We start from the raw sequence: 24217 nt of genomic DNA, 5'->3' as shown, positions 1-24217 counted from the left end.
AACCCCGGCGGGCGCAAGATGCTCTTGTCTGCTGATAGCTCGTTATTTATGCCCCCTCGATGATGATTTTCAGCGAAAAATTGAGCTTCTCTCCCGCGCCTAAAACTCGCAGCCCCGGCTGCCCGTCCATGTTGTGGGCGTTTACCGGATGGCTTTGCGGCTCGAGGCAAAGGAATGATTCACCTTGCATTCTGAACAGCATCAACCACGGAGTTTGCGATAGAATTGTGATATTCATCACGTCATTGCTTACCCTCGCCCGCCCGCCCCAGCCGGAATAACCCACGTTCAGCCAACGATCTTCACCGAACTGAGCCACGCTGAAATTGGCATAGTCGGGCAAGTTTCCTTGCCAGTTGAGAGGTAAGTGATTCTCCCCTTCCGGCCAGTAACCGCTGACCTGGAACTGAACCTTGCTGCGTTCATCGAAAGGGAAAAAGGGATGAAAGCCGCAGCCGTAAAGCGCAGGGACCTCCCCATAGTGGGTAAGCGTTAGCTCCGCTATCAGCTGGTTACGCAGCAACTGGTAGCGGAGCTGCGCCAGATAATCGAAACCGCAGGCATGCTGCCGACGCAGCTGTAATACACAATACTCGGCGCCGTACTCAATAATATCCCAGCGCTGTAACCAGCCGTCACCGTGAAGAAAGAAATACTCGTCGGCATGGTGGCGAGGCAGGACAATCTCCTGCCCATGAAAAATAAAACGGTTGCCGGCGACGCGATTGGCCAATGGCAGCATCGGAAACATGCCGCCGGCGGGATTTTCATATAGCACCGGCGCTTGATATTGCCGCGAGAATAAACTTTGCACTTTGCCGCCCAGAGAAGAGACGCACATCCGCAGATGCGCGTTCTCCAGAATCCACTCTTCCGCCATTAGCGCATCTGCTCCTGCTTCGCCGCATTAACGCCCGTATGACGCTGCGCCAGCTGCTCTTCCAGCGCTTCGAGGGTGATACCTTTCGTTTTCGGGACGTTGCGCAGGATATAGAGGTAGCCGGCAGCGCAAATGACACCATACAGCAGGAAGCTTCCTGCCGCGCCCAGACCGGCATTAAGCAGCGGGAAAGTATAGGTTAACAGGAAACAGGCGATCCACAGCGCCAGGGTACCTAAAGACATCGCGAGTCCACGTACGCGGTTGGGAAAAATCTCCGCCAGCAGCACCCAGGTCACCGGCGCCAGGGTCAACGCATAAATAGCAATCGCCGCCAGCACCAGCAACAGTACCGGCCACCCCATAATGCCCATGGCGTAAGCGCCGGCGATCAGCACATAGATCAGCGTCAATCCCGAAGCGCCAAGCAGCATTAATTTACGGCGACCGATTTTATCCACCAGCGGCAGCGCCGCAATGGTAAAGACCAGATTAACGACGCCCGTCGCGACGATCGATTTCAGCGTGCTGTTAATATCGAACCCCGCCGAGGCAAAAATCTCCTGCGCGTAGTTAAAGATGACGTTAATCCCACACCACTGCTGGAATATGGCGAGCACCATGCCAATGATCACAATCGGTTTCACCTGGGGAGCCAACAGCGCGCCGTAGGAGACTTTGTTGTTATCCTTTTCCAGGGTATGCGCGATTTCACGCAGGATCCTGTCGGCATAGTCGGCAGAACCAATGCGTTCCAGCGCAGCCCGGGCGCGCTCCGGTTTACCGGCCTTCATGAGCCAGCGCGGCGACTCGGGGACAAAAAACATCAGGACCAGAAACGCCAGCGCCGGCACCAGTTCCGCACCGAACATCCAGCGCCAGCCCATCTGCCCATTCCAGCTGTCCACAATCATCTGCTGCGTCGCCCCCGGCTCCACCGGTTCAGCAATCATCAGATTGATTAACTGAGCGGCCAGCACGCCAATCACGATGGTGAGCTGATTGACCGCAACAAAACGTCCTCTTTTCTCTGCCGGGCTGACTTCGGCAATGTAAAGCGGGCTGAGAGCGGAAGCCAGACCAATCCCTACGCCGCCCACAATGCGGTAAACCACAAACATATCGAAATGACTGGCGACCGCCGTCCCCCAGGCCGACGCGCTGAACAGCACGGCGGAAAGAATTAATGGCAGCTTGCGCCCCAGTTTGTCTGCGCACCATCCCGAAATTAATGCGCCGAAAATACAGCCCAACAGCGCTGAGCTCATCGCCCAGCCGGACTGCGCCGGGTCCGTAATTGAAAACCAGGCTTCATAAAATGGCTTAGCGCCGCCAATCACCACCCAGTCATAGCCAAACAGTAAACCACCGCAGGCGGCGACCAGACAAATCGTCCAGACGTAGCCCATTTTGAGATGTGTCTGCGCGTTGTTCATAATGATTCCTCTATAAGGGAAACGCAGGGAACAGTAGGGTTCAGGCGGGCCGAGCCCGCCCATTGAGGTTCAGGAAAAAATGCCGCTTTGCAGGGCATGGCGAATCAGATGCGCCTTATCATGAGCTGGGTTCAGCTGCAGAAGCCGCTGCATCGCCTGCTGGCTGGCAGATACATTCCCCAGCCCCAGATGGCCCAGCGCTTCAATAAACAAGCAGTGCTGCTGATGTCTCTGCTGCGCTGATACATCGAGAACCACCAGGTCCGGAAGAGAGACGGCAAAAAAATCGACTTGCGGAACGTCATCCCGATGCTGCGCGGCCCAGTCGATAAAATGGCGGAAGTGCTGCTCGGCCTGCGCTGGGTTACCGCTCTTACGCAGCGCAATGCCCTGCCAGAAAAGGTAATCGGCGGGTTGATCGTTGTAGTACCGCCCGGCGTCCAGCGTTGAGCCCCCTTGCCGGGCAAGCTGGTAATATTCCGCCGCCTGCTGCGCATCCCCAGCCTGTTCTGCGCAGTAGCCCAGCAAATACCAGATATCGTTATCCGTTTGCCCAGGCAGTCGCCCCTCCCCCAGATTGTCGGGATAGCGTAATGCGGCTTTCAGACAGTCCGTGGCCTGTTTAAACGCCCCACGCTCGATGAACTGTAATGCCCGATGGAGCTGATTGAGCAAATACTGGCCGGTGATTTTCCCTTCTCCTCCTTCCCAGGGATGGAATACGCGCGTATCCAGAATCGCGGCGGCATCGGCATAATGACCGGACGCGTTCCACAGGCTTAGCAGCTCAGCGGTCAGGTCGTCCCGCTTCAGCACCACGGCTTTACGTTCCACCAGCGTCGTCAGTCGCTCATGTACCGGCCTGGCCAGTAATTTTTGCAAAAAATCGAGTTCAAACAGGAAGCGCGCATTTTCCGGCTCCAGCGCTACGGCGCGCTGCAGATAAGCCAGCGCCTGCGTTGCATCCTGCTGTTTATTCCAGGAGTAAACGCCCAGCAGACGATGAGCGGGCGCATAATCGGGAGATTTTTCGAGCGTCTCGCGCCAGCAGCTCACCGCCTCGTCATAGCGACGTTTGCTGTACCAGAAGCAACCGAGTAGATAGCGGGCAAAAGCGCTGTCGCCCAGCGACTGCAGCATCTGAACTTCATCGAGCGAGTTAGGGAAACGAACATTGTGCGCATGGCAGTGCTCGGCGGCGGCAATAAACTGTTGGCGTTCATTGGCATCATCACTTAGCGACGCACGCCAGAGCATCGGCAGCGCTTCCTGACTGTCCAGAACCGCAAGAACCTCTTTCACCGCCGACGTCTGTCCGATAGAGAGCAACCAACCCGCCAGCAGGCTGGCGTTGACCCCTCTGCGCCCCGTGATGCGCAGCAGGGTTTCTCGCGCGTCGTCGCTCCGCTCAATCATCCAGCGCGCGCAGTGCAGCGGATAGCTCAATGGGTATTGCTCAAGAGAGGCGAAAATAAACTCCAGTGCTGCTTTCTTCTGCCCACTGTTGGCTAATGCCAGCGCTTTCAACCCCATCGCCAGAGGATTGCTGGCGTTGAACCGCAGACTGGTGTTTACTTTTTCCAGCGCATCGGCAACATCACCGCGCTTCATCGCCAGCCGCGCCAGCGACCACCAGGCGGCGTCACGGCAGTTACCGCTCCAGGAGGCTTTGTAATAGTGATCCCAGGCGCCTGCATCATCCCCCATCCTTTCCAGCACGCTGGCAAGCAGCATACTGGCTTCGCCATCTCGCGGGTTCTTATTCAAACGATGCGCGCGCTGTAGCGCAGCACGGGCACACTGTTCCGCCAGCGCCCAGTCGGCACTGTTGAACGCCAGGGTACCGAGGGCAACATTATTGCGATAATCCTGCGGATCGAGCTCAACCGCCCGACGATAGTAATCCCCGGCGTAGCGGCTTGCGTGGTTGTATTGTTCAAGGTGCTGGCCGATAAAATAGAGCTCGTCGCCATTGTGGATCGCTTCCGGTAACGCGGGCGCTATAGCTGGTTCGGGCAGCGGCGTCTGTTGGGTAATATGTTCCTGATAATCCAGCAGCGGCTGGTTCTCGGCGGTTTTCACTTTGAGGGTTAAGCGCCCGACGCCATTTTCCGGCAGCGTCTGCTGCCAGCTCTCACCGGGCTTCAGCGTCAGCTGAGTTTCGTACAATGGCTGATGGTCAGCGCTGAGTTCAACCACGATATGATTTAGCGGAGCAATGGCATATACGCCAAGCTGCAGTTGCCCAGACTCGCGAACCAGCTTCAGTGCCAGATGTGTATTGGCATTTTGCACCATCCCTAACTCGCTGTAGGGAAGGAAATTTTGTACAAACACCTTCTCTTCATAAGGCGCAAGCCACGTAAAGTCAGGCTGGTTATCGGTGAAGACGCCGGTCATCAGCTCAATATAAGGGCCATTTTCATCAGTCAGATTTCGATCCCAGGCCTGGCCAAAATCCCCGTACCCCCAGCTCCACTGTTTCTTGCCAGGAGAGACATGGTGATCGGCAACATGCAGTAACCCGCCTCGCTCGTCATGATGATAAGCGCCGACAAAATCGTAATCCGACTTCTCCGCCATATACGAAGTGGGTACCGGGACGTTTTTATAACGGGAGATATCAACCCCCGCAGAATAGTCCACTTTGTAGTAGGTACCGGTGGCAATCGGGAAAGCGGAAACATCACGCTTACCATGGTCGAATACAGCGGTGACATCGGGTGGGAATACACTCTGGTGGGCATCGCCGCCTTTTACTGCAGGGTTGGCCCACCACAGGAAATGGCGCGGCGTGGCGTTACCATTGAAGATCTTGCCAGTGATTTCAATCAGCGCGCGGTCAGGATAGAGCGTAAACCCGGCCATAACCTGCAAACCGCGCATGGGCTCCGCTTCCCCCATCCATACGGTCTGCGCGCCGTTTTCTCCCTGCTGAATAGAAAAATCGACCGGCTTAAAGGTCGTCGGCCGGTGATGTTGCGGCCAGTTAAATTCGATTCCGCCGGAGATCCAGGGCCCGAGCAGCCCTACCAGGGCTGGCTTAACCACCTCATTGTAATAGACGAAATCACGTTGTTTGACTTTGTCATATGCCCGGTGAATACGGCCGCCAAGCTCCGGTAGCAGCATGACCCGAAGGAAATCATTCTCCATCCACACTGCCTGATAATCGCGCATTTCGCGTTCGCCGGTCAGGGTATCAATCACGCCGTAGGGATAGACGCTGCCGGAAGATCCTTGATAAACACGTTTTTCCAGAAACATAGGGTTCGGATCTTCCGCTCCCGTCGTCCACGTTGGTAATGAAATGATTTCCTGCCAGACCTTAACCGAACCGTACATGATGTCTCCACTAAACAAAACGAAGTAAAAGTTGCAATAACAGGAGTCTATATCGCCAATTCGCTGTTAAAATGCGCAATGCTCACGCAATATAGTTAAGGGAGTTAAGTGTATGCAGCGTACTGGCTTTAATAACGCCCGGGTCCGGCAGGCCAATAAGTCGATTTTTCTTTCCCATCTGTGGCGGGAAAAGCAGCTCAGTAAATCACAGCTCTCTCAACTCACCGGTCTCTCCATTCCGGCGGTGAGCAATATTCTGGCCGAGCTGCTTAGCGAGGGATTGATCGGTCACTCAACGGAACACATGAGCAAACGGGGCGTGAACAGCGGCAGCTACCAGATCCCCGAGCACGGCGCCTGGACACTGTGCATGAATATCACCCCGACCAGCATTGAATATCAGCTTGCCGACGCCCGCCTGCTGGCAGTGGATGGCCATCAGCATTTGCCGGTCAACGCGCCCACTCCTCAGGCCCTGCTTGAGGCCATCGTTGAATGCTGGCGGCATATCCACCGCCGCTACCCGCAGCACAGCATCAATCTCGCCCTTGGCGTGCATGGACAGGTTGATCCGATTACCGGCGTTTCACAAACCATGCCCCAGGCACGCTGGAAAACACCGATCGAAATAAAGTATCTGCTTGAGGAGCGGCTTGGCGTGCAGGTTCGGGTGGATAAGACTGCGTGATGCTGGCGCTGGCGGAGAAGTGGCAGCATCAGGGTACACAGCAGGATTTTTGCGTGATCAACGTCGACTACGGTATCGGCTCGTCATTTGTGATTAACGATCATATTTATCGCGGCAGTCTGTACGGCAGCGGGCAGATTGGGCATACCATTGTCAATCCTGACGGCAACGCCTGCGACTGCGGAAGATACGGTTGCCTCGAAACCGTCGCCTCTCTCAGCGCGCTGAAAAAACAGGCCCGAATGTGGCTCAAAACGCAGCCTGAAGCAACGCTCACCCCCGAGCAGTTAACCACGGCGTCGCTCATTGAGGCCTGGAAAGAGGGAGATGTGCAAATTCGCGCATGGGTTGATAACGCTGCCAACGCGATTGGCTTAAGCCTCTATAATTTCCTGAATATATTAAATATTAATCAAATCTGGCTTTACGGGCGCAGCTGCGCCTTCGGTGAGCAGTGGCTGGAAAGTATCGTTAAACAAACGGGTTTCAACCCCTTTGACCACAGGGATACGCCGCGAGCGCACGCCACCCAAATTGGCTTTGGCCAGCTGACGCGCGCCCAGCAGCTGATGGGGATAGGTTATCTGTACGTTGAGGAGCAATTGCAGACGCTGGTTTAGTCATAAACGAACGTGGCGGAGCGCAAATTTGTGTATTACGTTTAAATCACACGTCTCTCATAACGAGCTGATTATGAACACACTCCGCTATTTTGATTTTGGCGCTTCCCGCTCTCTGTTGCTGCTTATCGCCCGCATCGCCGTGGTGATTCTGTTTATTCTTTTTGGCTACCCCAAACTGCTGGGCTTTGACGGTACGGTGCAGTACATGGCCGCCTCCGGCGCGCCGATGCCGACCCTGGCGGCGATTATCGCCGTCATTATGGAAGTGCCTGCCGCGATTCTGATTGTGCTCGGCTTTTTCACCCGCCCGCTGGCGGTCATCTTTATTTTCTACACTCTGGGCACGGCGGTGATTGGCCATCACTACTGGGATATGACTGGCGATGCGGTATTGCCGAACATGATTAACTTCTGGAAAAACGTCAGCATCGCCGGCGCTTTCCTGCTGCTGGCCGTAACCGGCCCCGGGGCGATCTCCCTCGACCGCCGCTAATCTCCAGACGCAAAAAAGGCCGCATACGCGGCCTTTTTGATGTCAACGCTAACGCTTACGCATATACCGGGAAGCGGGCGCAGATATCCAGCACTTTACCTTTCACGCGCTCAATGACCGCGTCGTCATTGATATTGTCCAGCACGTCACACATCCAGCCAGCCAGCTCTTTGACTTCCGCTTCTTTAAAGCCGCGGCGAGTCACAGCCGGAGAACCGATACGGATACCGGAGGTTACGAACGGGCTCTTCGGATCGTTCGGCACGCTGTTTTTGTTGACGGTGATGTTGGCGCGGCCCAGGGCAGCGTCAGCTTCTTTACCGGTCAGGTTTTTATCCACCAGGTCCAGCAGGAACAGGTGGTTCTCAGTACCGCCAGACACCACTTTGTAGCCGCGGTTCAGGAACACTTCCACCATCGCTTTAGCGTTTTTCGCAACCTGCTGCTGGTAAACTTTAAACTCTGGCTCCATCGCTTCTTTCAGCGCCACCGCTTTCGCCGCGATAACGTGCATCAGCGGGCCGCCCTGCGCGCTTGGGAATACCGCAGAGTTCAGTTTCTTATACAGCTCTTCGCTACCGCCTTTCGCCAGGATCAGGCCGCCGCGCGGACCCGCCAGGGTTTTGTGGGTGGTGGTGGTCACAACGTGAGCATGCGGAACCGGGTTCGGGTACACGCCAGCGGCAATCAGGCCTGCCACGTGCGCCATATCGACGAACAGGTAAGCGCCGATGCTGTCAGCAATTTCACGCATTTTCGCCCAGTCAACGATACCGGAGTAAGCGGAGAAACCACCGATGATCATCTTCGGTTTGTGTTCCTGAGCCTGCTTCGCCATGTCGTCGTAGTCAATTTTACCGGACTCATCAATACCGTAAGGGATGATGTTGTACAGTTTGCCGGAGAAGTTAACCGGGGAGCCGTGAGTCAGGTGGCCGCCCTGCGCCAGGTTCATACCGAGCACGGTATCGCCCGGCTGCAGCAGCGCGGTGTAGACCGCAAAGTTAGCCTGAGAGCCGGAGTGCGGCTGGACGTTAGCATAGTCAGCGCCGAACAGTTCTTTCGCGCGGTCGATAGCCAGTTGCTCAACCACGTCGACATATTCACAGCCGCCGTAGTAACGCTTGCCCGGATACCCTTCAGCATATTTGTTGGTCAGCTGAGAGCCCTGCGCCTGCATGACGCGCGGACTGGTGTAGTTTTCGGAGGCGATCAGTTCGATGTGCTCTTCCTGACGTACTTTTTCCTGCTCCATAGCCTGCCACAGTTCGGCATCATAATCGGCAATGTTCATTTCACGCTTTAACATCCGCATCTCCTGACTCAGCTAACAATAAAATTTCGGCCTAAAAAGGCGGTCCGATTGGACAACGGCCCACAGTATAACCGAATCATTCTGTGATAACAGGTCTTGACAAAGGATTTTACGCAAACGATTGGCTCCGCATGACACAAGGCTTTGAGCAATAACGCCTCTCTCAGTATCAACGGATTTCTTTTCAGGTTTGTGATGCAAATTCTTCATGTTGTAACTGGATCGGGGGAATGTGTTAAAGAACCATTTACAACGCAGGGTTATTTCTTTAAGATGCATTTAAAATGCATTATTAAGATAACACATAAGGAAGCACGCTATGCTTGACGCTCAAACCATCGCCACGGTAAAAGCCACCATTCCCCTGCTGGTAGAGACCGGCCCGAAATTAACCGCCCATTTCTACGATCGTATGTTCGCGCATAATCCGGAGCTCAAAGAGATCTTCAACATGAGCAACCAGCGCAACGGCGATCAGCGTGAAGCGTTATTCAACGCTATTGCCGCCTACGCCAGCAATATCGATAACCTGCCTGCCCTGCTGCCGGCGGTGGAAAAGATCGCCCAGAAACACACCAGCTTCCAGATCAAACCGGAGCAGTACAATATTGTCGGCAGCCATCTGCTGGCGACCCTCGATGAAATGTTCAGCCCGGGCCAGGAAGTGCTCGATGCCTGGGGTAAAGCCTACGGCGTGCTGGCGAACGTCTTTATCGGCCGTGAAGCCGAGATCTATCAGCAAAACGCCAGTAAAACCGGCGGCTGGGAAGGGACTCGCGCGTTCCGCATCGTGAAGAAAACCCCGCGCAGCCAGCTTATCATCAGCTTTGAGCTCGAACCGGTTGATGGCCAGCCGGTCGCCGATTACCAGCCTGGCCAGTACCTGGCCATCTGGCTGAAACCGGAAGGCTTCGAATATCAGGAAATCCGCCAGTACTCCCTGACCCGCAAAGCGGACGGCAAAGGCTACCGCATTGCGGTTAAACGCGAGGAAGGCGGTCAGGTTTCCAGCTGGCTGCATAACCATGCCAGCGAAGGCGATGTGGTCTATCTGGCCGCCCCGGCGGGAGATTTCTTCCTTAACGTTAAGCCACAGACGCCGGTCACTCTGCTCTCTGGCGGCGTCGGGCAAACGCCGATGCTGGCGATGCTGGATGCGCTGGCGAAGAGCGGTCATCAGGGTCAGGTGAACTGGTTCCATGCGGCGGAAAATGGCGACGTTCACGCCTTTGCCGATGAAGTGAAGGCGCTCGGCGCGGCGCTGCCGGCGTTTACCTCTCACGTCTGGTATCGCACCCCGACTGAGGCCGACCGTCAGGCTGGACGTTTTGATAGCGAAGGTTTGATGGATTTAGCAGCAGTGGCGGACAATATTCGCGACCCGCAGATGCAGTATTATCTCTGCGGCCCGGTAGCGTTTATGCAGTTTGCAGCGAAGCAGCTGGTCGAATTAGGGATCAACAAAGACAACATTCATTACGAATGCTTCGGCCCGCATAAGGTGCTGTAAGCCCCGACGATGCGGGGATCTGTAGGCCGGGTAAGCACAGCGCCACCCGGCAATACTGCAGCGAGCGGCGAGCGTTAAATCGCCGCGTCGTCTTCTTCGCCGGTACGAATACGAATGACCCGCGCCACATCGAAGACAAAGATTTTACCGTCGCCGATTTTACCGGTCTGTGCGGTACGGATGATGGTATCCACACAGGTATCGACGATATCGTCGGTCACCACAATTTCAATTTTTACTTTCGGCAGAAAATCGACCATATACTCGGCACCACGGTACAGTTCGGTGTGCCCTTTCTGGCGGCCAAAGCCTTTCACTTCCGTTACCGTCATCCCGGTGATGCCGACTTCGGCCAGCGCTTCACGCACGTCATCCAGTTTGAAAGGTTTAATAATCGCATCAATCTTTTTCATGGGGTTCCTGTCTTAATCGCGTAACCGGTTGCTTACCGTATCATAACTTGCGCTATAGTGCGGAGCTACTCTTTAAAGTCGTTGGCGTCGAGCTCATGGCGCGACAGCAGCTTATAGAATTCGGTGCGGTTGCGCCCTGCCATCCGCGCGGCGTGAGTGACGTTGCCCTTGGTAATTTGCAGCAGCTTGCGCAGGTAGTTCAGCTCAAACTGATTGCGCGCCTCCACGAAGGTCGGCAGCGCCGTGTTCTCGCCCTCCAGCGCTTGCTCAACCAGCGCGTCGCCGATCACTGGCGACGAAGTCAGGGCCACGCACTGCTCGATCACGTTCACCAGCTGGCGTACGTTGCCCGGCCACTTGGCGGCCATCAGCCGCTTCATCGCATCGCTGGAAAATGCCCGCACGAACGGCTTATGGCGATCGGCGGACTGACGCAGCAGATGGTTGGCCAACAGCGGAATATCTTCCGTGCGTTCGGAGAGCGGCGGTATTTTCAGGTTCACTACGTTGAGGCGGTAGAACAGGTCTTCACGAAACTCGCCGCGGGCCATCGCCTTCGGCAGGTCGCGGTGGGTGGCGGAGATAATCCGCACGTTGATTTCGATATCGCGGTTGCTGCCCAGCGGGCGCACCTTGCGCTCCTGCAGGACGCGCAGCAGCTTCACCTGCAACGCAACCGGCATATCACCGATCTCGTCGAGAAACAGCGTACCACCCTCAGCGGCCTGGAATAATCCTTCACGGTTACTGACCGCGCCGGTAAAAGCGCCCCGCGCATGGCCAAACAGTTCGGATTCGAGCAGCTGTTCCGGCAGCGCGCCGCAGTTGATCGCCACGAACGGCTTATCATGACGCGGGCTGGCGTTGTGGATCGCCTGGGCGACGATCTCCTTCCCGGTCCCGCTCTGGCCATTAATCAGTACGCTGACATCCGATTGCGCCACCATCCCGGCCTGCTCAAGCAGGCGCAGCATCAGCGGGCTGCGGGTTACAATCGCCTGGCGCCAGGCTTCGTCGGTGGCCGGCGAGCGCTGCTCCAGCGCCTCATCAATGGCTTTATATAAGGCATCTTTATCGACCGGCTTGGTCAGGAAGCTGAACACCCCCTGCTGGGTAGCCGCCACGGCGTCGGGAATCGAACCGTGAGCGGTGAGAATGATCACCGGCATGCCGGGGTGGCCCTTCTGGATCTCGCTAAACAGCTGCAGGCCGTCCATTTCATCCATCCGCAGATCGCTAATCACCAGATCCACTTTCTCACGCCCCAGCACGCGCAGCGCTTCCGGCCCGCTCTCGGCGGTGACCACGCTGTAGCCTTCGCTGATCAGGCGCATGCCCAGTAGCTTCAACAGTCCCGGATCGTCATCCACCAGCAGTAAACGCGCCGGTTTACGGATCGTCATGGATCACCTCCGGCACTTTTTCGCTGCCGAAATTGCCGCCCGGCTTGCGGCTGGAGAGCTGGCGTTCGATATCCGTCAGGTTCTCCAGCTTGCGGGTGGTCAGCTCCAGCTGCTCGCGCAGCGCCAGCTCCTGCTGACGCAGTGTCTCCAGTTCGCTATCGCTGGACTGCTGAAGCTTCGCGTAACGGGCACGCTCTTCCACCAGCTGCAGCTGACGGGTCTGGCCGTCGCGCCAGAGCTGATACAGCGGGCGGACCTGAACGGCGATTTGCGGGCTGAAGGTATCGAGACGCGCCACCAGGTCGCGGCGCTCCTCAGGGGTAATTTTAGCATCAGCAAGCAGGATGCCGCGACGAAACGCGTCCTGCCAACTGTCGTCGGTATGGCGTTTCGCCTCCGCCCGCGCCTGCGCCGGCGCGAGGCGATCGGCACAGTCAATGCCCCGCAGCCAGTAGAGGGGATTTTTGTCGCTGGCATCGCTGCTGTGCGCCCAGATATCCGCGCAGTCTACCGCGACAAAATCGGCCACCTGATGCTGCGCCTGCCCGGGGGCGGCGGTACCTTCCGCGGTATGCGGTGAAAAGCCGGCGGAACACCCCGCCAGCGTAAGACAAGCAATGCCTGAAAGCAGCCATCCACTGAGGGAACGGCGCCAGGCCAGGAATTGGGACATAGTTCCCCGATATCGATTCATAAGTTGGATTATTCCGGCGCTGAGGGAAGCGTAATGCGAAAACAGACCTGCCCGGCGGGCGCATCAACTAAGCTGAGCTCCCCTTGCATCTGCCGGACGCAGTCGCGGGCGATACTCAACCCCAGTCCACTGCCCTTAACGGCCCCTTTACGCTGGTGACTCCCCTGGTAAAAAGGCTCGAATATCATGTTTTTTTCCGCGGCCGGGATCGGTTCGCCGCTGTTGGCGACATCAATACGCACCTGCTCTCCGTACCGGTAGCTATGGATACGGATGTTACCGGATTCAGCGCCATAGTGCACCGCATTGGAGTAGAGATTATCCATTACGCTTATCAATAGCGCAGGCTCTGCCAGGCAACGCCGCGCCTGCAGCGTCAGTTCGGTATGCATCAGTTTAGCCCGCGCGGGCAGGCTGTGCGCCGCCACGACGTTTTCCACCAGGTCCACCAGGTCCACCGCTTCGCGAGCCACCGGGCCGTCGGCCTGTTTTCGGTTATAGTCCAGCAGCTGTTCAATCAGCTTTTGCAGGTTACGGCTACTGCTGTCGAGGATCTCGACAATCTCCTGCTGCTCAGGGGTCAGGGGCCCCGCGACCCGGTCGGCCAACAGCTCGGTACCTTCACGCATACTGGCCAACGGGGTTTTCAGCTCATGCGACAGATGGCGAAGAAATTGATGCCGCTGCGACTCCAGCCACGCCAGGCGCTCGCTGAGCCAGATGATGCGCTTGCCCACCGATCGCAGCTCGCGCGGGCCGGTAAACAATGCGGCGTCGTCCAGCGACTTCCCTGCCCCCAGCTGATTGATCATTCTTTCGATGCCTTTCACCGGGCCGATAATCATGCGGGTGAAGAGTAGCACCAGCGCCAGGCTCAGCAGAAACAGCACCAGCGCCTGCCAGCCAAAAAACTGGCCGCGTTCGGCTATCTCCTGCTGCAGCTGTTGGCCACGAGAATAGACGACCGCCCGGGTCGCCTGCACCATATCGCTGTTATTACTGGCGAAAACTTCCAGTCTGGCGGCTGCCTGGGCATCGGGTCCGCTATTTTTACACTGCAGCTGCGCCAGATCGCTGACATCCTGACGCAGCGCCTGCCAGAGCTTCTCGTCCGGCAGCACGCCGGCGTGGGCGTCCAGCATCTGGCTGTAGCGCTGCCGCTGGTTTTGATAGACGCGCGCCAGCGTCGGATCGTCCAGCACGCAGTACTGGCGATAGCTGCGCTCCATCTCCAGTGCGGCATTGATCATCGCCTCGCTGCGTCGGGCGTCGACCAGGGTGGTACGGTTAATATGCGCCGCCTGGGCGCTAAGGGCGTTCAGGCTCTGCCAGGCCTGCCAGGCCAGCACCAGCAATGGCAGCAGGATCAGCACAAAAGAGAGCGTCACCAGCTGACGCAGCGAACGGGGGAAAAGAGAGAGTCGCTTCAAGGATGTTGTCTCAATCATTAGCTCTGGTCGATGCTAACTGAGGAGCGCGCCGGAGAAAAGCGCTACCGCTGAGTGCTGCGCCGCAGAAACAACAAAGCCAGGCGCAAGGCCTGGCTTTGTTCAGGAATGAGGCGGTGCCTTACTCGACGTTTCGCCCGATGTCTGATAAAGCCAGGCTGTTATCAGGAGTTGGACGGCAGGCACCTGTTTGTGCGTCATTCGAAGTTTATGTAGCGCGTCCCGAAGGGGCTGACATAAGAAGGTGAATGAGCCACTGGTTAATATTATGCATGAACTATGCCAGCTCTCAAAACATTTTATTAACATACTGATATATATGACATTAACCGCAAGAACAGTCGAACTACCTCTGTTTATTTTTCACCCGCGTTGTCGCTATTTAGCGACACCAAATAGGCTACCGATTACTCATCATTTAAATCAATAACTTAAGTGTCGCCTATTGACGACACTACAATATCGCAGTTGTCGGCAATTCCCGACACCCTGGCGTGCCGACCATCACAGATAAAAAAAAGCCCCCTGTCAGGCAGGGGGCTGATACGTTCGCGTGAAGCGCGGCGGGAAGATTAACCCAGCTGTTTACGCGCGTTACGGAAGATACGCATCCACGGGCTATCCTCGCCCCAGTTCTCCGGGTGCCAGGAGTTGCTTACGGTGCGGAAGACGCGTTCCGGGTGCGGCATCATGATGGTCGCGCGCCCGCTTTCGCTGGTCACCGCGGTGATACCGTTCGGGGAACCGTTCGGGTTCGCCGGATAGGTTTCGGTCACTTTGCCGAAGTTATCCACGAAGCGCAGCGCCACCAGACCTTTGCTCTCCAGCTGGGCCAGATGCGCGCTGTCGCGCACTTCCACCTGACCTTCGCCGTGGGAGACCGCAATCGGCATCCGTGAGCCAACCATGCCTTCCAGCAGCAGGGATGGGCTTTGCGTCACTTCCACCAGGCTAAAGCGCGCTTCAAAGCGGTCAGACTGGTTGCGCACAAAGCGCGGCCACAGGTCGCTGCCCGGGATCAGCTCGCGCAGGTTGGACATCATCTGACAGCCGTTGCACACGCCGAGCGCCAGCGTCTGCGGACGGTGGAAGAAGGTCGCGAACTCATCGCGCACGCGCTCGTTGAACAGAATCGACTTCGCCCAGCCCTCGCCCGCGCCCAACACGTCGCCGTAGGAGAAGCCGCCGCAGGCTACCAGGGCATGGAAATCGCCCAGACCGGTCCGGCCGGCCAGCAGGTCGCTCATATGCACGTCGATGGCGTCAAAGCCGGCACGATGGAAGGCGGCCGCCATTTCAACGTGGGAGTTCACCCCCTGCTCGCGCAGGACGGCCACTTTCGGCCGCGCGCCGGTGGCAATGTACGGGGCGGCGACGTCGTCGTTAATATCAAACGAGAGCTTCACATTGAGGCCCGGGTCGGCATCATTGGCTTTCGCCTGATGCTCCTGATCGGCGCAGGCCGGGTTGTCGCGCAGACGCTGCATCTGCCAGGTGGTTTCCGCCCACCACATGCGCAGCGTGGTGCGGCTTTCGCTGAACACCGTCTGACCGCCGGCGGTCAGCACGAAGCGATCGCCCTCAACCGCTTTACCGAGGTAATGCACGCAGTCCGCCAGGCCGTTAACCGCCAGAATGGCTTCCACCGCCTCACGGTCTGCGGCGCGGACCTGAATCACCGCCCCCAGCTCTTCGTTGAACAGCGCGGCCAGATGGTCGTCGCCCAGCGCGGCGATATCCGCTTCCACGCCGCAGTGGCCGGTAAAGGCCATTTCCGCCAGCGTGACAAGCAGACCGCCGTCGGAGCGGTCGTGGTAGGCCAGCAGTTTACGCTGCGCCACCAGGGCCTGCATCGCATTCCAGAAGCCTTTCAGTTGCGCGACATCGCGCACGTCAGCCGGCTTGTCGCCGAGCTGGCGATAGACCTGCGCCAGCGCCGTCGCGCCCAGCGCGTTGTGCCCTTTACCGAGGTCGATCAGCAGCAGGGCGTTATCTTCCGTCGAAAGCTGCGGCGTGACGGTATGACGGACATCTTCGACACGGGCGAAGGCAGAGATGACCAGCGACAGCGGAGAGGTCATCTCGCGCTGCTCGCTGCCTTCCTGCCAGCGGGTTTTCATCGACATCGAGTCTTTACCGACCGGAATGGTCAGGCCCAGCGCCGGGCACAGCTCTTCGCCCACCGCTTTCACCGCCTCATACAGGCCAGCGTCTTCACCCGGGTGGCCGGCGGCGGCCATCCAGTTAGCCGACAGCTTCACGCGGTTCAGCTCGCCAATCTGCGTGGCGGCGATGTTGGTCAGCGCTTCGCCGACCGCCAGACGGCCAGAGGCCGCGAAGTCCAGCAGGGCGACCGGGGCGCGCTCGCCCATCGCCATCGCTTCGCCATAGTAGCTGTCGAGGCTGGCGGTGGTCACCGCGCAGTTGGCCACCGGGATCTGCCACGGGCCAACCATCTGGTCGCGGGCGACCATACCGGTCACGGTGCGGTCGCCGATGGTGACGAGGAAGGTTTTCTCGGCCACCGTCGGCAGATGCAGAACGCGGTTAACCGCATCGGCAAGGGTAATCGGTTGGCGATCCAGTGCACTACCCTGAGCTTTCAGAGTCTGCACGTCGCGGGTCATTTTCGGCGTTTTGCCGAGCAGGACGTCCAGCGGCAGGTCGATCGGCTGATCGTTAAAGTGGCTGTCGCTCAGGCTCAGATGCTGCTCAGCGGTGGCTTCGCCGATAACGGCATAAGGCGCGCGCTCGCGGCGGCACAGTTCGTCGAACAGCGGCAGCTGCTCCGGGGCGACCGCCAGAACATAACGTTCCTGCGATTCGTTACACCAGATCTCCAGCGGACTCATCCCTGGCTCATCGCTGAGAATATCGCGCAGCTGGAATTTACCGCCGCGGCCGCCGTCGCTCACCAGCTCCGGCATAGCGTTGGAGAGACCGCCGGCGCCAACGTCGTGGATAAAGAGGATCGGGTTGGCGTCGCCCAACTGCCAGCAGCGGTCGATCACTTCCTGACAGCGGCGCTCCATTTCCGGGTTGTCACGCTGTACGGAGGCGAAATCGAGATCGGCATCGGACTGGCCGGAGGCCATAGAAGACGCCGCGCCGCCGCCGAGGCCGATGTTCATCGCCGGGCCGCCCAGCACGATCAGCTTCGCGCCGACGGTAATCTCGCCCTTCTGCACGTGCTCACCGCGGATGTTGCCGATACCGCCGGCCAGCATGATCGGTTTGTGGTAGCCACGCAGCTCTTCGCCATTGTGGCTGGTGACTTTCTCTTCATAGGTGCGGAAGTAGCCGTTCAGCGCCGGACGACCAAATTCGTTGTTAAACGCCGCGCCGCCCAGCGGGCCTTCGGTCATGATGTCCAGGGCGGTGACAATGCGATCCGGTTTACCGAAATCTTCTTCCCACGGCTGTTCGAAGCCCGGGATACGCAGGTTGGAAACCGAGAAGCCCACCAGGCCCGCTTTCGGCTTCGCGCCGCGGCCGGTGGCGCCTTCATCGCGGATTTCGCCGCCGGAGCCAGTTGCCGCGCCCGGCCATGGAGAGATGGCCGTCGGGTGGTTATGGGTTTCCACCTTCATCAGAATGTGCGCCGGCTCCTGATGGAAGTCGTAGCGTCCGGTCTGATGGTCGGCGAAATAGCGCCCGACTTCAGACCCTTCCATCACCGCGGCATTATCTTTATAAGCCGACAGCACGTAGTCTGGCGTTTTTTCAAAGGTGTTTTTGATCATTTTGAACAGCGACTTCGGCTGCTGTTCGCCGTCGATGATCCAGTCGGCGTTGAAAATCTTGTGGCGACAGTGCTCTGAGTTCGCCTGGGCGAACATATACAGCTCGATATCGTTCGGGTTGCGTCCCAGGCGGGTAAACGCGTCCTGCAGGTAGTCAATTTCGTCGTCGGCCAGCGCCAGACCCAGACGGAGGTTGGCGTCAATCAGCGCCTGACGCCCTTCGCCCAGCAGGTCGACGCTGGTGACCGGCGTCGGCTGATGGTGAGCGAACAGCTTCTCGCCCGCTTCCAGCTCGTCGAAGACGCTCTCCATCATGCGGTCGTGCAGCTCCGCCGCCACCGTGGCCCACTGCGCTTCGGTCAGGGTTGAGGCTTCAACGTAATACGCCACGCCGCGCTCAAGACGCACAACCTGCGCCAGACCGCAGTTGTGAGCGATATCGGTAGCTTTAGAAGACCAGGGAGAGATGGTGCCAGGGCGAGGGGTCACGAGCAGTAATTTACCGGTCGGGGTATGGCTGCTCAAGCTCGGGCCATACTGAAGCAATCGCGCCAGGCGCTCGCGATCGTCAGCGCTCAGCGGGGCATTCAGATCGGCAAAATGAATATATTCGGCATATATGGCGCTTACCGGAAGGTTGGCCGCCTGAAATCGTGCCAGCAGTTTATTAATACGGAATGCCGACAGTGCAGGTGAACCACGCAAAATTTCCATCATAAGTCTCTCGTCTTCGAAGCTTTCAGGGTGAGCCAGGGGGGGAAACGGGCGTCATTATAGTGAATCCTGCGCCCCGACGAAACCGTTTGCGTAGAAATAAAATCATTGATGCTGTTTATCAATAAATGTGACGACCATCGCGAATAAGTTGCCAACTGGCGCATTATTAAGCAGAATGCCGCACATTCGACGACAACCTTGCGTTTTTTCCGGACATCGCCTGCTGAGGAACCTGAAGCTGCAGAAGATTAACTCTCTGAAAAAATTAAAGATTAATTATCTGCTGATCGGCATTGTCACCCTTTTGCTGGCGGCGGCCCTGTGGCCGTCGATCCCCTGGTCTGGTAAACCCGAGAACCGGGTGGCGGGCATTATCGCTCGCGGCGAGCTGCGCATCAGCACTATCAACTCGCCAATGACCTTCGCCACCATGAACAATAAAGCGTTCGGTCTGGATTATGAACTGGCGAAGCAGTTTGCCGACTACCTTGGCGTAACGCTTAAGATAACCGTCCGGCAAAACATCAGCCAGCTGTTTGACGACCTCGACGACGGTCAGGCCGATATGCTGGCCGCCGGACTGGTCTATAACCAGGAGCGAGTGAAAAACTATCAGGCCGGCCCCACCTACTATTCTGTTTCGCAACAGCTGGTCTACCGCGTCGGCAATACCCGGCCGCGCACCCTCGCGGCGCTGACCGCCGAGCAGCTCACTATCGCTCCGGGCCACGTGGCGATCAACGACCTGCAGACCTTAAAAGCCGAGAAATACCCGGATCTTGCCTGGCGCGTGGACGAAAAACGCGGTACCACGGCGCTGATGCAGGCGGTGATTGACGGTAAACTTGATTACACCATCGCTGACTCGGTGGCCGTCAGCCTGTTTCAGCGCGTCCATCCGGAGCTGGCGGTGGCCCTCGATATCACTGACGAACAGCCGGTCACCTGGTTTAGCGCCCGGGACGACGATAATTCGCTGTCGGCGGCAATGCTTGATTTCTTCAACAACATCAATGAAGACGGCACCCTGGCGCGCCTGGAGGAGAAATACCTCGGCCACGGCAACGATTTCGATTATGTCGATACCCGCACCTTCCTGCGCGCGGTGGAAAATATTCTTCCGGAGGTGCAGCCGCTGTTTGAAAAATACGCCCGCGAGATTGACTGGCGCCTGCTGGCCGCCATCGCCTGGCAGGAATCCCACTGGGATCCGCAGGCCACCTCCCCCACCGGCGTGCGCGGTATGATGATGCTCACACGCAATACGGCGCAAAGCCTGGGTCTAACCGACCGCACCGATGCGGCGCAGAGTATCGACGGCGGCATGCGCTACCTGCAGGATATGATGGATAAAGTGCCGGATTCGATCCCGAAAGATGAACGCATCTGGTTTGCGCTGGCCGCTTATAATATGGGCTATGCCCATATGCTGGACGCCATGGCGCTCACCCGCAAACAGAAAGGCAATCCTAACAGCTGGGCGGACGTTAAGCTGCGTTTACCGTTGTTGAGCCAGAAACCCTATTACAGCAAACTAAAATACGGCTATGCCCGCGGCCATGAGGCCTACGCCTATGTGGAAAACATCCGCAAATATCAGATAAGCCTTGTCGGCTATTTGTCAGAGAAGGAGCGCCAGCAGCAGCAAACGCTGGCCCTGGCGGAGGATTACCCGGCCGTGCTGCCCAATGAGCTCGAACAGCCGCAGGAGACCACCCTGCCCTTTTTCAAGTTTCGCGCCGATAAGCAGATGGATAATGCCCGGATGAAACTCCCCGGCCACCTGTATTAACTTTCCCCGGTCTGCGCCCGGGCTTTCTTCAGCGCTTTTTTCTCTTCCCGCCGCCAGCGGAAGAAGTCGCTCAGCATGGCAGAGCAGGACTCTGCCAGCACGCCTTCGCTAATCTCAACCCGATGGTTCATTCCCGGGTGGTGCAGAACATCCATCAGCGAGCCGGCGGCGCCGGTCTTGGCATCCCTGGCGCCAAACACCAGGCGGGCGATACGGCTGTGCACCATCGCGCCCGCGCACATGACGCAGGGCTCGAGGGTCACGTACAGCGTGGCGTCGATCAGGCGGTAGTTTTGCAGCACTAGTCCGCCCTGGCGTAAGGCCATGATCTCCGCATGGGCGGTGGGGTCGTGACGGCCTATCGGCCGGTTCCAGCCCTCGCCAATGACCTGATTGTTATGCACCAGCACCGCGCCCACCGGCACCTCGCCCTCTTCCCAGGCGCGTTTCGCCAGCGTCAGGGCATGACGCATCCAGTATTCATCATTGAGTTCGAGGTCAGACACAGCGGCCACTCCAGCAGAAAAAGCGGGGCGCATTATACATGGGCGCTATCAATTACACACTATTACTCCAGCTGCTGAAGCTCTCCCTGAGGGGTTACCCGCCAGCGATGCTGGCAAAAGCCGAGCAATGGATTATCCTGCTCACTATCGCTATAGCCGCTATACAGCCGCAGCGGGGCGCCAATCTTTTTCTCCAGCTGTACCACCTTTTCATGCCCCAGGCAGCGCAGGGTCAATACCCAGCCGCCCCAGCGGCGCGCGGTGCGGCTGGCTATCAAATTCACCCGCGGCAACCAGAGGGTATCGCGATAGACCTGCTCCACCAGCGACTGCGGCGAGCCGGTGATCAACCAGACGTCGGCATCGGTGCTGGTCAGGTAGGCGGTAAGCCGCGCATGAACTACCGGAAACGCCGTCACATGATGGCGAAACCAGCCGACAAACTCCGCTTCCAGCCGCTTTAGCACCGCCTCGCGGCGGCCAAAGGTTGTCGCCCACAGCAGGAGGCTCATCGGCCAGCGCGCCGCCCGTCCGCTCACTGCCAGTCCGGCAAGGATCACCGGCCCCATCGGCACCACCAGCAACAGGTTCAGCGGCAAATGGCGCAGCAGATAGCGCAGAAAACTGCCGAACATATCCTGTTGGTGTAAGGTTCCGTCCAGATCGAAAAACACCACTCTCCGTTCAGTGTGCTGCAAACTGCCTCCTTTATCTCAGAACTCGCTTCTCGTTAGGGTAAGCTTAACAGCCTGACGCCATGTCGAGGGAAAACATCCCCTGCCGTTAAGAAAGAATTAAAGTAGCAGGCGAAGGAAAAATTGTGGCTTAAGAATTTTTAATTCATGGTATACCCCTTATAATCGAATAAAAATTCTGTCAGTCACGAGCCGGACGGCTCCAGCGGAGCTCCAATGAACTGTTTAACGCGTATTCGTCAGCGCTATCCCACCCTGGCGGCGAGCGACAAAAAGTTGGCCGATTATATTCTAAGCCAGCCCGATGAGACCCGGCACCTCAGCTCGCAGCAGCTGGCAGCGGAAGCCGGTGTGAGTCAGTCCAGCGTGGTTAAGTTTGCCCAGAAGCTGGGATTCAAAGGCTTTCCGGCGCTGAAGCTGGCCCTTAGTGAAGCGCTGGCGAGTAGCCCGGATCCGCACTCCGTCCCGGTGCATAACCACATTCGCGGTGACGATCCGCTGCGTCTGGTCGGCGAGAAACTCATTAAAGACAATGTCGCCGCCATGCATGCCTCGCTGGACGTCAACACTGAAGAGACGCTACGGGAAGCCGTCACGCTGCTGCGCAACGCCCGGCGAGTGATCGTCACCGGGATTGGCGCCTCCGGCCTGGTGGCGCGTAACTTTAGCTGGAAGCTGATGAAGATCGGCATCAACGCTGTTTCTGAGCAGGATATGCATGCCCTGCTGGCGACGGTGCAGGCCATGTCCAGCGACGATCTTCTGCTGGCGATCTCTTACTCCGGCGAGCGCCGGGAGATCAATATGGCGGCCGGTGAAGCGCTGCGCGTCGGCTGTAAGATCCTGGCGATCACCGGGTTTAGCCCGAACGCCCTGCAACAGCAGGCGACCCACTGCCTGTATACTATCGCCGAAGAGCAGGCGACGCGCAGCGCGGCCATCTCCTCCACAAGCGCGCAAATGATGCTCACCGATCTGCTGTTTATGGGGCTGGTGCAGCAGGATCTGGAGCGGGCGCCGGAGCGCATTCGCCATAGCGAAGCGCTGGTGAAAAAGCTGGTCTGAGCAGAAAATGGGCGTATAATGCCCGCCCTGTTTGTGTTGTTTCTGAGACTTTCCTGATGGCGCTGTTAATTACCAAAAAATGCATCAACTGCGATATGTGCGAGCCGGAGTGCCCGAATGAGGCCATTTCGATGGGTGAGAGCATTTATGAGATTAACAGCGACCGCTGCACCGAGTGCGTGGGTCATTACGACACGCCAACCTGCCAGAAAGTGTGCCCGATCCCGAATACGATCCTGAAAGATCCGGCACACGTCGAGAGTGAAGAACAGCTGTGGGATAAATTCGTGCTGATGCACCACGCGGATAAAATTTAACCGCCCTCCTGGCTAGCTTTCGACAATCACCGTGGCGCAGGCGTAGTGGCGTTCATCAGCGAGAGTAACGTGAATAGCGCTTACTCCCATGCGTTCAGCTAAAAGGTTTGCTTCACCCCATAGCCGCAGCTTCGGCTTGCCCAGCTCGTCGTTGTAAACCTCGAACTGGTTAAACGCCAGCCCGTTACGGATCCCGGTTCCCAGCGCTTTCGCCGCCGCTTCCTTGACCGCAAAGCGTTTCGCCAGGAAACGCACCGGCTGCTGGTGCTGCTCCCAGATGCTCCATTCATGGTCGCTCAGCACCCGGCGGGCAAGGCGATCGCCGCTGCGGGCGATCACCGCTTCGATGCGGGCGATCTCGACGATGTCGGTACCCAACCCGAGAATGGCCATTAGCCGCGCGCTTCCAGCATCAGACGCTTCATTTCCGCCACCGCCTCTTTCAGGCCGCTCATCACCGCACGGCCAATAATCGCGTGACCGATATTCAGCTCATGCATTTCCGGCAGCGCAGCAATCGCTTTCACGTTGTGGTAGGTCAGACCGTGGCCGGCATTCACCTTCAGCCCGAGGCTGGCGGCGTAGGTGGCCGCTTTGGCAATACGTTCCAGCTCCCTGGCCTGCTCGGCGTCGGTTTTGGCATCGGCATAGCAGCCGGTGTGGATTTCGATATAGGGCGCGCCAACGTCCGCCGCCGCTTTGATCTGCGCTTCATCCGCATCGATAAACAGGGAGACCAGGATGCCGGCATCCGCCAGGCGTTGACAGGCATCGCGCATCTTGTCGCGCTGGCCGGCGACGTCCAGCCCGCCTTCGGTGGTCACTTCCTGACGCTTCTCCGGCACCAGGCAGCAGAAGTGCGGTTTGGTTTCGCAGGCGATCGTCAGCATCTCTTCGGTGACCGCCATTTCAAGATTCATGCGGGTGTGCAGCGTCTGGCGCAGGATACGCACATCGCGATCGGTAATATGGCGACGGTCTTCGCGCAAATGCACGGTAATACCGTCGGCGCCGGCCTGTTCGGCAATGAAAGCCGCCTGAACCGGATCCGGGTAAGCGGTGCCGCGGGCGTTACGCAAGGTCGCGATATGGTCAATATTGACCCCTAACAATAATTCAGCCATGACAATCCTC

18 protein-coding genes and 1 pseudogene are annotated in these 24217 nt (G+C 57.9%); 6 read left to right on the top strand and 13 right to left on the bottom strand.

Going from position 1 to position 24217, the window contains the following annotated elements; genetic code table 11:
• Nucleotides 1–46: 46 nt before the first annotated feature.
• From LPQ25_RS06200 to LPQ25_RS06190, 3 genes are all read right to left on the bottom strand, one after another.
• Complete coding sequence (locus LPQ25_RS06200) at nt 47–880, bottom strand: aldose 1-epimerase (RefSeq protein ID WP_004899867.1); 834 nt, start codon at nt 878–880, stop codon at nt 47–49.
• Nucleotides 880–2316 carry a sugar porter family MFS transporter gene (locus LPQ25_RS06195; RefSeq protein WP_014907110.1) on the bottom strand — a complete coding sequence of 479 codons (1437 nt, stop codon included), beginning with the start codon at nt 2314–2316 and terminating at the stop codon, nt 880–882. The genes LPQ25_RS06200 and LPQ25_RS06195 overlap by 1 nt, the downstream gene beginning before the upstream one ends.
• A gap of 69 nt (nt 2317–2385) precedes the next feature.
• Nucleotides 2386–5661 (bottom strand): DUF5107 domain-containing protein, encoded by a 3276-nt coding sequence (locus tag LPQ25_RS06190; RefSeq protein ID WP_041937792.1) that lies wholly within the window; start codon nt 5659–5661, stop codon nt 2386–2388.
• A gap of 112 nt (nt 5662–5773) precedes the next feature.
• Between LPQ25_RS06190 and LPQ25_RS06185 the strand changes: the two are divergent.
• Nucleotides 5774–6969: pseudogene (locus LPQ25_RS06185) on the top strand (ROK family transcriptional regulator).
• 73 nt (nt 6970–7042) lie between these two features.
• The gene (locus LPQ25_RS06180; RefSeq protein WP_002914024.1) at nt 7043–7465 is read left to right on the top strand and encodes a DoxX family protein; all 423 of its coding nucleotides are present in this window, start codon (nt 7043–7045) and stop codon (nt 7463–7465) included.
• 55 nt (nt 7466–7520) lie between these two features.
• Here LPQ25_RS06180 and glyA read toward each other — a convergent pair whose 3' ends face one another.
• Nucleotides 7521–8774, bottom strand: a complete 1254-nt coding sequence (gene glyA, locus LPQ25_RS06175; RefSeq protein WP_002914027.1) for a serine hydroxymethyltransferase — start codon at nt 8772–8774, stop codon at nt 7521–7523.
• A gap of 325 nt (nt 8775–9099) precedes the next feature.
• Here glyA and hmpA point away from each other — a divergent pair, with 325 nt between their 5' ends.
• Nucleotides 9100–10290, top strand: coding sequence for an NO-inducible flavohemoprotein (hmpA, locus tag LPQ25_RS06170; protein WP_014907107.1), 1191 nt, complete (start codon nt 9100–9102; stop codon nt 10288–10290).
• A 74-nt stretch (nt 10291–10364) separates the two neighbouring features.
• Here hmpA and glnB read toward each other — a convergent pair whose 3' ends face one another.
• From glnB to purL, 5 genes are all read right to left on the bottom strand, one after another.
• Nucleotides 10365–10703, bottom strand: coding sequence for a nitrogen regulatory protein P-II (gene glnB / locus LPQ25_RS06165; RefSeq protein ID WP_002914032.1), 339 nt, complete (start codon nt 10701–10703; stop codon nt 10365–10367).
• A 65-nt stretch (nt 10704–10768) separates the two neighbouring features.
• Entirely contained in the window at nt 10769–12106 is a 1338-nt protein-coding gene (gene glrR / locus LPQ25_RS06160; RefSeq protein ID WP_014907106.1) for a two-component system response regulator GlrR, read from the bottom strand.
• On the bottom strand, nt 12093–12779 hold the full coding sequence (gene qseG / locus LPQ25_RS06155; RefSeq protein ID WP_002914033.1) for a two-component system QseEF-associated lipoprotein QseG: 687 nt from the start codon (nt 12777–12779) through the stop codon (nt 12093–12095). Before qseG ends, glrR begins: the two co-directional genes overlap by 14 nt.
• A gap of 29 nt (nt 12780–12808) precedes the next feature.
• Nucleotides 12809–14230, bottom strand: coding sequence for a sensor histidine kinase (locus tag LPQ25_RS06150; RefSeq protein WP_072159548.1), 1422 nt, complete (start codon nt 14228–14230; stop codon nt 12809–12811).
• A 590-nt stretch (nt 14231–14820) separates the two neighbouring features.
• Nucleotides 14821–18708 (bottom strand): phosphoribosylformylglycinamidine synthase, encoded by a 3888-nt coding sequence (gene purL / locus LPQ25_RS06145; RefSeq protein ID WP_014907104.1) that lies wholly within the window; start codon nt 18706–18708, stop codon nt 14821–14823.
• Nucleotides 18709–18883: 175 nt separating this feature from the next.
• Here purL and mltF point away from each other — a divergent pair, with 175 nt between their 5' ends.
• Nucleotides 18884–20500, top strand: coding sequence for a membrane-bound lytic murein transglycosylase MltF (mltF, locus tag LPQ25_RS06140; protein ID WP_004144346.1), 1617 nt, complete (start codon nt 18884–18886; stop codon nt 20498–20500).
• On the opposite strand, the gene tadA is transcribed toward mltF, so the two are convergent.
• Both tadA and yfhb read right to left on the bottom strand, forming a co-directional pair.
• Nucleotides 20497–21006, bottom strand: coding sequence for a tRNA adenosine(34) deaminase TadA (gene tadA, locus LPQ25_RS06135; protein ID WP_004151991.1), 510 nt, complete (start codon nt 21004–21006; stop codon nt 20497–20499). The genes mltF and tadA overlap by 4 nt on opposite strands.
• 62 nt (nt 21007–21068) lie before the next feature.
• Nucleotides 21069–21680, bottom strand: coding sequence for a phosphatidylglycerophosphatase C (gene yfhb, locus LPQ25_RS06130; RefSeq protein WP_004144348.1), 612 nt, complete (start codon nt 21678–21680; stop codon nt 21069–21071).
• Between the two features lie 237 nt (nt 21681–21917).
• Between yfhb and LPQ25_RS06125 the strand changes: the two genes are divergently transcribed.
• Together LPQ25_RS06125 and LPQ25_RS06120 are read left to right on the top strand one after the other, a co-directional pair.
• Complete coding sequence (locus LPQ25_RS06125) at nt 21918–22766, top strand: MurR/RpiR family transcriptional regulator (RefSeq protein WP_004144349.1); 849 nt, start codon at nt 21918–21920, stop codon at nt 22764–22766.
• A 56-nt stretch (nt 22767–22822) separates the two neighbouring features.
• Nucleotides 22823–23083 (top strand): YfhL family 4Fe-4S dicluster ferredoxin, encoded by a 261-nt coding sequence (locus LPQ25_RS06120; RefSeq protein WP_004888420.1) that lies wholly within the window; start codon nt 22823–22825, stop codon nt 23081–23083.
• A gap of 12 nt (nt 23084–23095) precedes the next feature.
• Here LPQ25_RS06120 and acpS read toward each other — a convergent pair whose 3' ends face one another.
• Together acpS and pdxJ are read right to left on the bottom strand one after the other, a co-directional pair.
• On the bottom strand, nt 23096–23476 hold the full coding sequence (gene acpS / locus LPQ25_RS06115; protein ID WP_004144351.1) for a holo-ACP synthase: 381 nt from the start codon (nt 23474–23476) through the stop codon (nt 23096–23098).
• Nucleotides 23476–24207 (bottom strand): pyridoxine 5'-phosphate synthase, encoded by a 732-nt coding sequence (gene pdxJ / locus LPQ25_RS06110; protein WP_004180923.1) that lies wholly within the window; start codon nt 24205–24207, stop codon nt 23476–23478. Before pdxJ ends, acpS begins: the two co-directional genes overlap by 1 nt.
• Nucleotides 24208–24217 lie beyond the last annotated feature (10 nt).

It is taken from the genome of Klebsiella sp. KPN54798, from assembly GCF_021184225.1.
Lineage (GTDB): Bacteria > Pseudomonadota > Gammaproteobacteria > Enterobacterales > Enterobacteriaceae > Klebsiella > Klebsiella pneumoniae.
This window is presented reverse-complemented; position numbering and strand designations above follow the sequence as displayed.